Source organism: Nocardia sp. XZ_19_369, from assembly GCF_015355715.1.
Lineage (GTDB): Bacteria > Actinomycetota > Actinomycetes > Mycobacteriales > Mycobacteriaceae > Nocardia.
This window is the reverse complement of sequence record NZ_JACVED010000014.1, coordinates 92,352-108,102: the sequence shown is the minus strand read 5'-3', so window position 1 is coordinate 108,102 and position 15,751 is coordinate 92,352. Positions and strand designations below refer to the sequence as shown.

1 protein-coding gene (running past one end of the window) is annotated in these 15,751 nt (G+C 67.7%); it reads right to left on the bottom strand.

The window, feature by feature from the left end; all coding sequences use genetic code 11:
- Nucleotides 1-15,751: the 5' portion of an SNF2-related protein gene (locus tag IBX18_RS39485; protein WP_194838523.1), read on the bottom strand. The gene continues 13,865 nt to the left of window position 1, outside the view; only the first 15,751 of its 29,616 coding nucleotides appear in the window; its start codon is at nucleotides 15,749-15,751; the stop codon falls past the left edge of the window.

Below are 15,751 nucleotides of genomic sequence, written 5' to 3'. Positions count from 1 at the left end.
GCGCGGCGAGGTACACGGGGCGTCGCCAGTCAGAGGGCACTCGCCACGGCATTTCGAATTGCCGGACTTCCCCGTCTCGAACCTGGCTCACCAGGAGCAGATGCTCGAAATCACCTGTAGGAGCTTGCCTTTGGGTGTGCTGGACGTCCCAGGCGTACGCGCGGGCAGCGGCGGCCAGCGGTGACCACGCCGGGATGTGGGGCTCTCTCGGATCGGCGGGGTCGAGGGCTTCGACGGCATCGATGACCGGTGCGCTGGTGTTGTCGGTGGTCTGCGGACGGTGTTCTCGATAGGTGCGGGCGAATCCACGCAGATAGGCGGTGAGCGCTACGTCTTTGCCTGCGGCTTTGGCGGTATGGATCTGGCCGTGGCCGAGCCGGTCGAGTTCGTCGGCGAGTGCGACCAACGCTTCCATCTGCTGATCGAGGTCGCTGTGGGTTTGTCCGTAGGCGTCCAAGAATTCCTGGCTCAACTCCGCCATCTGCCGTGCCTGGGCCTCGATACCACCGCCGCGTGCCCACTCGGTTGTGGTCAAAGCGGTACGAGCGAAGTTCAGGGCCGCCCGATCAGCGACGTCCTCGCTCGTACGCTCAGCGGCACGCAACAACCGCGCCAGGTTCGCCTTGGTCGCAGTGGACGCGGTGGACGCCGCAGGGATCTGCCACCGATCACCGCTGCGTCCCTGCCGCGGCTGAGGATCGGCGCTGACCACCTCGGATGCGGGTAGGTCGGCGAGGTTCGCGACCCGGGCAATAAGGGCGTCGACATTGACGTCGGGTAACGCCAGCGCGGTCAGCGCCGAGTGTAGGTCCGGGACTGGACTGCCGCCGTCGCGTGCCATCGCGGCGGCCTGATCGATGGCGTCGGCGAGGATTTGAGTGTCGGTTTCGTCCAGCCGCGCCCACAGCGGGCCGAGCACTTCATCGAGAACTTCGCGCACGGCGATGCCGCGTGCGAAGGCGGCGCGGGCGGTTTCAGCGGTGTCCAGTTCGTGACGCAACATCGCCTCGTCACCAGGGTTGGTGATCAGGGCCAGCTCGCAGGTGATGCGCTTGGCGACGGCGGCCCAATAGCTGTGGTGGCAGGCTTCGCGCTCCCCCGCTATGGTGAGGTCGTCGGCAAACCGGGCAGCGTTGACGCTCAGCTCCCGCGCGAGAGCCTCCCACAGCCGCGGATACTTCGGGCCGTAGCGGGAAGTTGATGCGACAGTGTCGATTTCGACCAGATCGGCGATTGCTGCAGAGACCTCACCGACCGTGCCGGCTGGCGGCGTGAGTGCGGTACTGGCAGTGGCGAGTGCTTCGAGTTGAGACCTCGTGAGGGCCACTGGTTCGACGCCATCAGGTAGCGGCTGACCCCAGCGACTCAGTTGGATCGAGTCGTCGGCGATCTGGATCGAGCATTGCTCCCACGACGGCCGCCACGGCAGCAGTGTTTTCGGCATCGAGGACGACAGCTGTGAATCCAGCAGCGTGCTGACCGCAGACGGGTTGCCGAGCAATGGGCGCAGCCGAGTCGCACCAGGTGTGGTGCTGGCAAGTGCGTAGAGCAGGAGTCGTTGATCGTCGGACAGGGTCTCGGCGGTAGATAACACCGCTGCGCTGTATGCCGGCGAGGCGTCAGCGTCGTCGAATCGGTCGGCATGGCCAAGCGGGGAATCCGGTTCCGTCCGGGCGCCGACATCCTCGCGAGGCCCGGTATCGGCGTCAACGTCACGACCGGATGCCTCGGTCGATTCCGTCACTGTGACAGCGGAGGTGGTGTCGGTGTCGAAGATGGGGTCGATGGGGTGCGCAGGGATCGTGTCAACGTCGAGCAGAGACAGGATCAGTGTCTCGATCTGTTCGAGCTGTGTCGGCAGCGGGCCATCGAGGGTGACCGAGGCAGCGAACGCCTGGAGGTCGCCGCGTGTGACGACGACCGGAGCGACAGCGGGCGGCAGTTCACCGAATTTGGTGAGGCGCAGTTCGCCGTCGATGATTTTGACCGTGCAGCCCGTCCACTCTGGTCGCAGCTTCCGGACGTGATACGGAATCCCTGCAAGCAACGACGACTCGAGTAGATCGGTCGTCGCGTCGGAATTGTCGATGACAGCGGCGAGTTTTCCTGCCTTGGTCGTTGCTGCGACCACGGCGAGCACCAGTCGCTGATCCGCCGACAACACCGCGCCGACGCCGGGAGACCGCGACACCTCACCGGTGGCGCCCACCGTGGTTGCTGGTGATTCATCTGTGGCAGTGATGGATTCGAGTCCGGTGGGCTGATCGGAACTGGTATTCGTGGCGGTGGACTCGTATTCGTCCGGCGCCGCGAGCTCGACGGTCGGCGCATCTCCCGACGTTGCCGCTTCGTGGCCGTAGGAACGTGGGGCGGTCGCTGTCTGCGCGAGGCTGGGTTGAGTCTCGTTCGTGACAGGTGGGGTGGTGCGCAGGATCGACGCGAGAGTGGACAGGTCGCTGAGTTCGGTGACCGAGGGTGTGGGCTGACCCGCGATCCTGGCCACCGACAGCTTGTAGGGAACCTTGGTGCTGCGGGTGACGGTGAGGATGAAATCGCGGCCATCGGTTTCGAGGTGAACTTCCGCGAGCACGGATTTCACTCGGTTGGCCACGACGTCGGTGACCCGCCCGCTAGCCGGGTTCGCCCAGAACTGCAGGGTCGAGGGATAGTCCGGGCTGGCCCGCCATCGGGGGCGGGTCAGCATATGGCGTCGGTGCGCGTGAGCCCATACATCCAGGACGATGCGGGTGGCTATCTGTTCGATGTGCGTGCGGTCGCCACGAGTGAGCCGCTCGGCATTGGCGCGTGCCGCGGGCCCCAAGGGGGCTGTCGGCAACAGATTGGCCAAGGCGTCAGGGACCACCTGATCGGCGGCGATGCCTCCCGCGAATTGCAGGTAGAGGTCGATCCGGTGCACATCGGCCAACACGAGCAGGGGGTGCCCCTCGGCGAGCCCGGCAACGATCGCAGCGCTCAGTTCCGCGGTCCCGTCGGGGTCGGGAAGTGTTGGCGCGGAGACGGTTTGGGCAAGGCCAGCGCGGCGGTCGTCGAACATCGCGGCTGCGGCGGTCGGGTCCGTGGCACTGGCCCGCAGTACTCTGCGGACCTCCTCGAGATCGACTACGACGTGTGGATCGGCACCGTAGCTGTGGCCGTGGGATCGGAAGGGGTTGAAGACCCAGTCTCCGGTGTCCTGGTGGCGATTCCACAGCAGCGAGTAGCCCGGTTCATTGGGCAACCCGAAGAGTTTGAACGATAGGTCGAACTTGGTGGCGGTGTTGAACAGCGCTGGCGACACTCGGTGACCAGCCGCTTCGACCAGCCGACGCATCTCGATCGCTTCAGCAGGCACTGCGGCGTCCACGGCGGAGGGGTCTGCATCTTGGATGGTTGGCTCGGCAGTCGGGTGGTGTCCGAGCTCCGGTGGGGTCGCGTTCGCCGTAGTCGGCGTGCTGACAGGTTCCCGGTCGGACATAGGACCCGAATGCGGGGCCGTTGAGGTGCGCGAGGTGGCGTGGTCCTCGGCGAGCGCACGGAACAACGACCCTTGTTGTTCCTGCTGTTCCGGGGTGGGCGCCGATGCTGGTTGGGGTGGGGTTTGCTGGTGCGGGTCGCGGTGCTGGGGAACCTGATCCGTAAGTCCGTGGTGGGAGAATCGTTGGTAGCTGGCGGCGGCGGTGGTAGCGTCATCCAACTCGTCGAACGCGGCCAGCAGCGCCCACCTGTCGGTTTCAGGGCAGTGCGCGGCCAGAGCAGCTCGTAGTTGCGCCCGCCCCTGCTCGGCGTAGGTGCCCTGCTCGATGGCATGGGCTGCGCGGATGGTGGCGTCGACGGTATGCCGAGCGTGCTCGGGCTCAACCACGGCGTCGACTTCGGCCAGGATCTCGCCGATGCGGCGCTCGGCGCTGGCTCGGGCACCCGGGGCTATCAGCGCGTGGGCCTCGATTTCGGCGGTGCGGGCCAGGTGGGCGCGGATGATCGGCATGATCTGTTCGGCGTGTTCGACGCTGGCGATTCGTGCGATGGTGTCGCGTTCCCAGGCACTGTCATCGCCGCGCGGCGCGTGCTCGGTCCATCGGGGCAGCACGTTCCCTACGGCGGCTTTGGCGGTGTAGATCCGGTACTTCTCCCCCGCCGCGCGCGGCACCCGGAAGATGTACATTCGTTCACCGGCGGTGATGTTGTGGTTGGCGTGGAATCCGCTGTAGTAGCGATCATGACGCTCGTATGCCGGGACCAGCGCGAGCGCGTCACGCAAGGTTCCGTCCGGTGCCGCGATTCCGGTGGTGCGGTCTCGCTTGTGAGTGAGATCGCTTGGAAGCGCGCCGCTTTGGCTGCCATCGAGCTGGCCAGGGGCCGTCTCTCGAGCGGCAGGATCGGAGAGCTCCGGATCGGGCGCGGAGAATGTGTCGGTCGTACTGCTGTGTGAGTCGGCCGGTATCGTGGGTTCCTCGACCCGTGAGAGGACCTGCTCGCCGGTAGTGGAATCGTGCTCAGCGCGGGTCTGCTCATAGGTCAGGCCCGTGGTCGTTGTCGGTTCGGCGTGGGATCCGGTGGTGGGTGGGGTGATCTCGTTGACACCGAGGATGGTGTCGAGGAGTTGGTGGGAGGTTGCGTGCGCGGATCCTTGGTGGGCCAGGTGGATTCGCACCAGTGGTGGCAGTGACTCGGCTAGGGCGGTGAGGGCCTTGCGGGTGACTCGTGTCTTCTCTGCACTTTGGGGCAGTTCTGACCACGATGAGGTGACAATGAGCGTGCCGCCTCGGGCGGCTTCGTATCGCAGGCCTGCCCAGTCGGGCCGTAGTCGCACTATCGGGTCCGGCAGGGGGCCGCTGGTCAAGGACTCGAACAGTGATTTCGTGCGCGATTCGGCGTAGGTGCCCAGCAGGTCCGCGGCCCGCTCGGCCCCGAACGAGAGCAATAGCAGCCGTTGATTGCCTGAAAGCTGCTGTGTGACAGCCGATGTGGCGGTACGGATCAGTTGTGCCGCATAATCGGCGACTGCGAGGCTGATCTGGTGCCGTAGATCCTCACGCGCGGTGATCTCGCCTGCAGCAGCGCGCAGTTCGGGATCGGCGTGGAGCTCGCTGAGTTCGCTTAGCACCGCCTGGAGTTTGTCGTCGATGTGTGCTGCGGCATTGCGTCGAAACTGATCGTGTTCGGCGGCAGGCAGACTGAACAACTGCGGGTCGCTCAGCGCTCGATTGACCAGCACATCGAGCACCAGTGCTGTGCGGGGTGTGGCCGGGTCGAGCAGGGCCCTCCATACCGGTTCGAAGCGCCACGCCGGCGCCTGCCGCTCGCCGACAATGCGGGGCGAGATCGAGGGCGATACCTCGAACAGCGCGTCCGGTTCGGAGGGTGGAGCCTCGATGCCTCCGGCTATGCCGGGTGAAGGGGCTGCCGTCGTTGTCGTTGGTGTCGGCTCGGACTTGTGGTCGTCCTCGGCGGCGATCAGGCTGCGATAGTGCTCAGCGGCGATGTCGGGGTCCACAGCGGCTGGTTGCACGCTGGTCAGGTACATGGCCGCGATCTCGTCGGCCCGGCCCTGTGGTTCGTCGTCGTCTTCCATCACCAGCGTGGCGGTCAGCCACCCGGACCGGTCGTGATATCCGCAGACGATCCCGAAACGACCGGTGGCGATCGCGAGGACACGGTCCCCGACCGCAGGACGGCCTTGCCTCAGCTGCGCGAACGCGCGCGGTCGGGCGCTGAATGCCACAGACAGCAGCGGCGATCTCGGCTGGGCGTGCACGAGATCGCCGTAGGCGATCAGACGCTCGGCCATCACTGCCTCGACCCGGGCGACCGGTCGCGCGAACCGGTCTCCATAGGTGTACACGGGTGTGCCGGTGACCCCCGCGTCCACGGCGATGCGATTGTCCCTCGCCGCGTACAGGACCGCGGCCTCGTCGGTGATGACCGGCAAGGCGTTGAGGTCGTAGGTTGGCCCCTGCAGGGCGAGCTGGGCGAACATCGCCTCGGTTTCGGCGAGTTCGGCGAGCAGCCGCGCCTCGCTCATGTGCCGCCGGAGCCGGGGCTGGGCCAGGTCGGTCTGGAGGCGCTGCCTGCGCGCGTCGAGATAGTGGCGACCACGTTCGAGCAGCGACCGGACCGGGCTGTCGTACCGTTCTGGTTCGGTCAACCGTCCGCGTGCTTCCCGCTCCGCACGCAGCAGATCGTCCAGCTCTTCCGGTGTGGGACCGGCGACGGTAACCGCTGTGCTGTCGCTGCTCAACTGCCGGCTGTCGCGATCAGGATACTTTGCAAGCCAACGGGTTTGGGCTACGACGCGGCCTAGATCGGCCGCAAGGAGTTTGTCCGAGCACAGTGCGGCGAGGGCTGCGTGGCGCGTCGAGTCACCGGATTCAGCGGCGGCTTGCGATGCGGCGGACAGGGTTTGGCGCACCACGTATTCGCTGCGGCGGGCCATGATGTCGGCGAACAGCGACGGCGGATAGTCCAGCAACTCCCCCAGCAGTGGATCCTGCATCGCGGCGGCTGTGGCCGCGTCGATCACCGCGTCGAGTCCGGCGGTGGATGCGGGCGGTTCGCACGGTGTCAACCACTGGGAGACCGACCGGAGCGGGACCTGCCCGCGGTCGAGGAAGCCACTGTTGGAATGCCACACCGACCACGACCGGTCCTCGCGGTAGACGAAGCCGACGCCGGCCCGGTCCTGCACCCAGGGCAGCAGGTAGTCACGAAACCCGGAGGTCGGTGTGCCACGGAGCCGCAGCTCCCACCGGATTCCCTCGTCGTCGTACTCCTGGGTGATGGCGACCCGCCAGCCCGCCTCGAGCGCCTGCTGTACGGCCGCGGCCATGCCCGGCATCTGCTCGGCTTCGGCTGGCAGGCGCGGGGCTGAGTGGTCGACCACGGGGCGCCACAGATGACCGTACTCGAACTCCTCGGCCGCGACCTCAGCTGTTGCATCCGCCAAATGCTCGAGATCTGTTGCAGCAGAATCGGTTCGGTCGGAGCAGCGCTCATTGCTGATGGCGGCGCGGTGCGCGTCGTGCAGGGTATCCAGGCCCGCGAGCAGTTCCCACCTGTCGGCTTCGGGTGTGCCGCGTGACAGTTCGTGGCGCAGGACGGTGTCGCGTAGTCGCGGGTAGGTGCCCGCCTCGATGGCGGAGAGTGCGGTGTCGATGACCTTGCGGGTGCGGGCCGGTTGCACCATGGTGTGGGTGGCGATCGCGGCCACGATCGAATCGATGTGGTCTCGAGCGATGTCGACGGCGTCGCGCTGGTGCAGGGTGTGCGCGTGGTGTTCGGCGATCGGTGCCAGGTGGGCGCGGATGATAACCATGACGTCGCCGAGGTTCTCGGCGGTGCCGATCTGGGTCGCGGGCTGCCGGGTGGTCCAGTCGTCGCCGGGCAGGACGCGCTCGGTGGTCCGGGTCAGCAGCCGCACGACCGGAGCGGCGGCAGTGAGTACGTCGTAGGGCTGGCCTGGCTGCTGTGGTGAGCGCACGAGATACATCCGTGCACCGACGGTCAGGTGGTGATCGTTGCCCGCCTGGCCTTCGTAGCGCTCGACCCCGTCGATCAGCCCCAGCCCGTGTTCGACCTCAATCTCGGCCGCCACGGAGAGGTTCGGGCCGGCCAGGTCTCGGCGGGCGTTGTCGATCGCGACGGCGAGGTCCTCGGCGCCGACCCATGATTGCGGGTTGTCGAGATCGATCCAGCGAGGTGCGTCCGGGTCGATATGGCGCAGGTAGCGAGCGCGGTGATCGGTCAGCACGATGTGCTGGGCGGCGGGATCACCGACCACGATGTCGTGTAATCGCTCGCACACGTCGCCGCCGATCAACGCGGTGCCAGGTGCGGGCGGGTTATCGGCGTACTCGCGCTGGAGCTGGCGCAGCACCGGCTTCACGGCGTGCTCGATGAGCACGTCGCGCGCGCGGAGACCGGTCGCGGTGACCTCGGCCGCTAAATCGGTTGCGGCGGTGGGTAATTGATCCAAGACGGCGTCCACAGCCGCGTGAGTCAAGGCCGAGTCCAGAGCCCCGTCCATCTCCCCCATGATCGTGGTCCGCATCAACTCGGCGTCGCGGGCGACGACGTGGATCAGTTCGTGCTCGCGCAGCAGCGGACTCGCCCAGCCGGCCAGCGCGGTGCGTGCTGCATCGACGCGAGCGTGGACCGCAGTGACCTCAGGGGTGAGCAGGTCGCGGCGCTCGGCCGTGATCAGGACCGCGCCCAACGCCGCGCGGTAGTCGAGCCCCCAGTAGTCGCGCCACAGCAGGTTCGACGCCCTCGTGCAAACTGCCCAATTGCCATGGTGCCACTCGACTTCGAGGTGGTCGCTGGTGTTGATCCGCCAGGCGTAGGGGCGTTGTTCGGTCCACAGTGGATCGGCGGCGGTACGCGCGAGCGCCGGGTAGATGGTGTGGCAGATATCAGCAGTCAGCCAGTCCCGCGCGGTCGGATCGACGGGGTCGGCGAGCAGCCCGGTGTGCTGACTCAACGCGGTGGACACTGTGCGGGCGATGACCTCGTCGAGTACACGACCGCGGGCCACCCGGTTCGCGCCGTTACTCAGGTTGGGGTCACGGAAATTGCGGACGGTGAAGATCGGATCGTCGGCCAGCTCGCTGATCACCTGATCCCGCCACGCGTGCAAGGCTGCACTGTCCCGGAACGGGTGCCTCGGCGGTAGCGGCGGCGTGTAGGCGTCCTCGGCCACCGTCATGGCGGCGTGCCTGTCGCGGTCGGCGCGAATCCGGGCAACGAGTTCGCGGTAGCCGGGCTCGGCGACCGGATCCCAGAGCGGATCGGTGAGCTCGGCCTTCCGCAAAGCGGTGAGCGCCCCCGCGTGGTCGCCGGTGGCCCACGACTGCAAGGCCTGAGTCCGGTGCTGTGCGGCCTGCTCGGACCACTGCTCGAGCTGCTGGGCCGCCGGGTTCGGCTCCTCCGGTGAACTGTCAGGGTCGGCGGTGAGCAGAGCACGGTAGTGTTCGCCCAGCTCGGCGGCGACCTGGGAGACTTGGTTGCTGCCGTATTTGTCTTGGAGGTAGCTGACGCGTCGGCCGATGAGCGGTCCGCCCGGGTGTCTGCGTCGCAGTACTCCCCAGCCGATGACCGCACGGTCGATATCGGACACCCCCAGGTAGGGGACGGTTTGGTGCGCAAGGGTTTGCGCGGACGGCTCCTGGCTGCGGGTTTGGCGGGGTCGAGGGATCGCGCCGATCTCGAGGACTTCGTATATCAGCGTTTGCACGTCCTTGGCCGGAAGCTGATAGCTCTGGGCTAATCGGCTGCGCACCAGTGGATCCAGGCTCTGGGCGAACCGGTCGAATTCCGGGTCGCTGATCCGCACCTGAGGATCGGGCATCGGTCCGACGATCGGCCACAGCGCCAGCGCCACTTCCGTGCCGGCGTAGTCGGTGTGCATGTAGCTGTTCTTCCAGGCAGGCCGATGCCGGATGGCTCGCGTCGGGACGGGCCCGGAGGTGGTATCGATACGCCGGAGCCCCTTCTCGTCGGCGACCAATGCGTCCGCGACCTCGCCTGGCTTGCACGCGAACAGCAGCAGCCGCTGGTCGTCGGAAAATCCGTTGCGTGCCAGCAGGTGCGCCACCGCGTCGGCCGAAGCAGAGGTGGAACCGGGTTCGACATCGTCGCTGGTGCGGGCCAGTGCGGTCGACCCGACCGCAGGCACCGGAGGTTGCCGCTCGGCCTGGGACTCGAGTGGCGAGAGGACCTGGTTGGGTTCGGCGACCTGCTCGCCGGTGGGTGTCGCGGCGACCTGCACGGTGACCATTGGTTCCCGCTGTGAATCAGTGGCGGAATCGTAGAGTTCGTTCGCCGCAGCGGGGGTGAGGACGTCGGGATCGAGCGTGGTCAAGAACACCGGATCGAGCTGCTCGCTCACACCTTGCGGCACGCCTTCCTGCTCGAAGACCACCGCGGCGCGAAGGCGTCGCGTCGGCAATTCCTGGTAGCCGCACAGGATGCCGACCCTGCCGGACAGATCGTGCAGCACCCGGTCGCCGACGTTCGGGCCTTTGCCGCCGAAGGTCTCGAGCCACTCGCGCTCGCCTTCCCCTTCGCCGGACAGCGCGAGCGTCCCGGCGGCGCTGCGCAGTACCGCGCCCTCCTCGATGAGCTCGGTGATCGTGGCAGGGTCGATGACCACCCGCTGCGTTCCGGACTGTCGCCGGTAGGCGTAGACGGCGGTCCGGTCAGCCTCGATGGTGATGTCGAGCAGGTCATGGGCGATCGCACACAGCGCGGTGAAGCGGTGCCCGACGGTGTGCTGCTGCCCGGGCTGGCGCAGCCAGCCCACGGCATCATCCGGCTGCCCGGTTTGTGCAGGGCTCGGGCGCAGGAAACCCGCCGAGACAGCATTGTTGATCAGCCCCTGGTCGCTGGCGGCCTGCCAGATGTGTACGACGCGGCTGACCCCGGCGTCTTGGCTGGTCGGGTCCTCGATGTGCAGGGCAAACCTGTTGCGGCCCGTGCGAGGTATGGGGACATATCGGCGCAGGGTGAGGTTGTATTCCCGGGCCGCCACGTAGCCGGGCAATCCCCGCACCACGCCGGTGGGCGCCTCCGCAGTGTCCTCGACAGCGTCTATCGCTGCTTGTGTGTCCACGATCGTTTCGGCACTGTCGGCGGCAACCGGGGGCGGGGGCACTGAGGCCTCAGCTGCCAGCGGCGGCGCGCCGATGGCTGTCCGGTACATCTCGGCGGCTCGCTCGGCGCTCACGGCAGCGGGCTGCAGGATCACCAGATCGGTCGGTTCGACGTCGTCGCTCCAGGCACGGTCACCCCCGCCGTGCTCCCAGATCACCTCAGCCCAGCGCAAGGTCTCGTCGAGTTCGTTGTATCCGCAGACGACACCGCCGGCGCCGGTGACGATGTTGAGGACGCGGTCTCCGACTTCGGGTTCCGCGCGAGTCACGCGCCCGAGCGCGCGCAGGCGATCTTCTCCCGCCGGGGTGCACCACATCTGCTCTCCCCCAGCCTCGTTGGGGGAGCTGGTGTGCAGCAGGTGTGCGTTGTGGAGCGCGGAAACGGTGCTCGAGCTGAGCTGGATCGGTTCCACCGGGCCGGGCGCGGTGAGGCGGAATCTGGCGGCAATCGGGTTGGTGCGCGCCACAGTGATCAGCCGATGGTGAGCAGCGCTGAGGATCGCGAGTTCGTCAGCAACTTCGGTGGCCGATTGCGTGTCGGCGGACCGGATAGTGATCGCGGCGGAGTCGTCGTTGGTGACGTCGCCGGAGTCGAGCGCATGGCTGAGCTGTGTTCTCCGCTCCTCTGTTCCTTCCACTGGTGGAGGGGTGAGGACGACCTGGATTTGCAGAAGGTCACCGAGTAACTGCCGACGCGGCGTGGTGTCGCCGTAGTGGTCGAGCGCGTGGCGCTGAGCGGGGGTGAGTGAGTGGGCAAGAGCAGCGAACTCGGCGCGGGTTATCACCGCGACCGCAGTCGAACCGGGAGCGGCGGCATAGTCGCCGCTGGGGCAGAGTTCGATGATTCCGCCGCGGATGTGGAACCGCAGATCCGTTGCGGCCCAGTGCGGGCGTGTGCTGGCGATCGTGGCCTGAGCGACGGGCCCGAAGGCTTGTCCGGGCGGGTCGAACAGCAACGGCAAGTAATAGCCGGGGTCGGCCAGCGCGTTGGTGATCCGCCAGTCCAGTGGCCACTGCTGGGCCACCAGCCACAGCACCAGCCGCTGGTCGGGCGTCAGTTCCGGTGCCGGACCGGTGGGGTCGGTCGACGTCGATGGTGGAACCTCACGGCCCCCGACCGATTCGATCATTCGCCGCACTTGGCTCAGCGGGAGCCCACCTGTAGCGCCGGAGATCGAGGTGTGGGTGCGGCTGATGCGGCTGCGGCGCGACGCCTGCGGGTTGTACACCGGTACGCCGTCTTCGAGGTCCCACACCAGCCGCAGGTAGTGGCGGTCGCCGGTCTCGGTGTCGTGGTGACGGAAGGTGTATGTCGCAAGGTGGCCGGGGTCGTCGACTCGATCGAAGCGCCACCCGCACTCGACGGCGTAATGCGTGGGCGCGTTTACCGGCGCGCTGGGACCGTGGGTGGCGCGGCGGGGATCGGCCGGGGCTATTCCTTCGGGAGGGAAGTGCTCGTCGAGGATTCGGCACAGGTTGTCGACGCGCGGATCTGCGGCTGTGGTGTGTGCGGCGGCGGCGAGGAGCCGTCGCGCCTGTCCCGGGTTGCCGTCGAGGAGCGACTCGCGTGCCTGCTCATACAGTCGGGTGGTGGTGGCCTGCCTGGCTTCGGCGCGGACGGCGACGGCTGCTTCGCGCTGACTGTGGGTGCCGGTGAGGAGTTCGTCTCGGCGCGAGGCGATCTCGGCGGCCACAGCTTGGAAGACTGGATGGTCACCCACGCGGCTTCGCAGCTCACGCAGGTGTCCTTCCGCGATGTAACGCGGCGCGCCCTGTTCGCCCATGAGCCAGGCGTAGGTATTCGCGTGATCCTCTACCACACAGTGGATTTCGACCATGTCCGCTGCTGTGAGTTCGCCGTCGAACCAGATTTGCCGGGCGATGGCGGCGCTCAGGTTGTCCACGAGCGGGCGATGCTCGACGACGGCGGCCGCCGCTCGACGCCGGGACTCGTCGAGTCCGGCGCTCTCGCGTTCGAGCGCCGCGTCGAGTGCGGTGGTGATCGGTCCCGTGACTCGATCGCGGTAGGTGTCGTAGGGTTCGCCGCTGGGGCGGCGGGTCGGCGCCGACGCCAGCGCCTCGGTGGTGATCGCGTCGAGGATCTCGGCGGCGGCCTCGGGTAGCCTCGCGGCGGGGGTGTCTACCAGCCGGGCGACAGTGTCCAGATCAGCCGATCCGGTTGTTGCCGAACAGTTCTCGCTGTCGATGTCCCACCGGTCGCCGTGACGCAGCCAGCGCAGCGTTACTTCCTCGAGGCGGGCACCCTGCTGGCCGGACAATCGGAGTTCGAATACCAGATCGGCCAAACCCGATTCGTTCGCCGCTTCGGCGGCGGGCAGCACCCGGGTGCTTGCTGTCCAGCCGTTGACGCGGGCCCGGTCGGCCAGGGCGCTCGCGGCGATCAACGGCGAGGGGATTTGGGCGGGCGGTGGGTAGAGCAACGCCCGCCACACCTGCGGATAGGCGAAGCCCGCGCGGACCGCCGGATCGGTGACCGGCGCAGTGCTCTCGGGAGACGTTGCAGCCTCGACCAGCTCGTTGCTCGCCTCGCCGCCAGAAGAGGCCGCTGGCTGCGGGGGCGCCCCGGCGGTCAGTCCACTGGCCGGCTCGGTGACCACGCTGGGTTCGGGATCGTTGCCCGGTGCCTGCGAGGTCGGGGTTGGTCGTGTCCAGTCGGTGAGCAGTTCTTCGACGATGCTGCCGTCAGAGTTGAACAGGGCCAGCGCGGTTGACTGTTCACGCAGGGTGTCCAAGAGCCGGGTGACTTCGGTCAGGGGCAGCCCGGGGTGCACTTCGTCGTCGACGACGAACCCCGATCGCCACCGGTCGTAGTTGTAGTGCTGAGTGCCTGGGTCGAGCAGCCAGGTCAACCGCAGGGTGCGGGCCGGCTCGTCCTGGCTGGTCAGGGTCAGCACGTAGGGGAACAAGTCCTCTGGGTGGCGGACGTGGTTGGCGGTCCATCCCAGTGCGAGCGCGGCCCTGGCGGTGTCCAATGCCGCCCGTGGGGGCTGGAGCTCCGGTTCGTCGACGATGGTCACATCGGTGCCGTCGGCGTCACGATCGAGGGGGCGGCCGGTACGCGCGGGCATGGCGAGGGGTTCGAGGTGGCCGATCAGATAGGTGATCTCCCCCAACGGAACTCTGCTCGGCCGCCCGTCCGGGCCGATCAACTCCGAGTCGTCTTTTTGGTAGACGAACTTGGTCCCAAACCTCTTCCAGTACAGGTCAGCGCTGTAGGGGCCCTCGCTGGTGTGCACGGACAAGCTCAGTCGATAGGTGTTGCCGTCCCCGTAGCGGCTATCGGCGTAGCGAGAGTCCTCGTCGAGGACACTCCAGCCCGCTCTGGCCTCAGCGGCGGCGGCGAGGTTGGCGCCGCTGCGCGGCGGCGGCAACCGCTCACCGCGCGGGCCGGGCGCATCGCCTCCGGGGGCAGGCTCAGATGTGGTCTCAGCAGGCTCGCGCCTCACGTCCGCCGGTGCGGGCACTGGATCAGGTCCCCGGCCGGACTCATCCGCAGGGTGCGCGGCTGCGGTGGGCTGCTCGGCGGTGATCGCATCAACCGGCACGGAATTACTGCGCTCAGATATGACCGTGGGCGTGGTGAGGTCGGCGGCCGGATCCCGGTGTTCTGGCTGCGTGTCCGCGACGTCGGGCGGCGCAGTCGCCCCAGTCTCGGCCGCGAGCTCTCCAGTGCCGGCGTCGTCCGACGTCAAATGTTCGGGGGCGTGCTCGGTGATCTCGGTATCACGATCGGTGCTGGCGTGATCTCGGTCCGCTGTCGAGTCGTCGAGGACTTCCTGACGGATCACCTCAGCGGCGACGGTATCGCCGCAGAGCGAGATAGCCTCGGCAACAACAGTTTCCGGACCGTCGCCTGCGGTCTGCTCGCGCGAATCCGGGTCTATGGCCGCGCGTCTCAGCGCGGCGTAGTCCAGGCTGGTCGCCGTGTCGAGAACGTCCAGCGCGCCCTGCATGACGACCTGCTGCTCAGCGTCCGGCAGCTCCGACAGCTCCTCGGCGGCGTCGATGACCGTTTGCACGTCCTGCGCGGGTGCGGCCAGTCCCGCGTCGGCGGCGATCGAGTCAACCAGCTCGCCGACCAACCGGCGATACGGTCCTTGTGCGGGCCCGCGCCGATTCCACACTTGTTCGGCGGCCTCACGCGCCACCCACCGGTAGGCGTCGAGATCGTCGAGCACCGCCCGCAGCACCCGGCGCACCTGCGGGTCGCTGGTGCCGTCGTCAGGCGAGCCGTTGTCCGGGTGCTCGCGCAGACGTGTAGCGATCGCGGCCTCCGCAACCGGGACGGCCTGACCGAAAAACCTGTCGCGATCATCGGCGACCGCCACCAGGTCCACCATGGCCGCATCGGCGCTCACCGCGGCGACCACGGCAGCCAGCAACTCGGACCGAACCAGCTCATCAGCGACCGGTGCGCTGGAATCTGTCTCTACCGACTCCTCCGCGACCGTCAACAGCGCAGTGCCAGCCACAGGCCGCGGCGCGGCCCGGCCGCTCAGCCACTGCCGGAAAGTCGCCTCATCGGAAACGACGTCGACCACATCGCCGATCACCGCCCCGCTGACGTCGAGGAGTTCCACGACTTCACCGGCAGCCAGTGCGGCCGCCACGCGCTCGATCCGGGCCAGCTTCCGCGGTTGCAGGCGCGGATTCGTGCGGGCAGCGATCACGACACGATCAACCTGCCGACGCAGGCCCGCACGGTCGGCGCTGTCGTCTCGGCACAGGTCGCCGGCCTGCCGCAACGCTGATTCGACTCCCCCCGTCAGCCGCAACCGCGCATCCGAAACGGCATGCGCATCTGCGACGACCACCGGGAACAGATCCGGCGCATCATCGAAACCACGGCTCGCCGCCGGCACGTCGGTGTCCGCGACGATGTTGATCGGGGAGCCGCCACCGCCGGTCATAGCGACAGGTGCGCCGCGGTGAACCAACTTGGCGCGCAGCATGTTCCGCTGGGTCCGGCTGTCCGGGGTGAGCGGCGCAGAACTCGGCGCAGCCGCCATCTGCAGCACTGCTTTGTAGTTGATGTGCTCGGGTGCCACCCCGGCATCGCGGAGACGGTCTTCGAGATCCTGCAT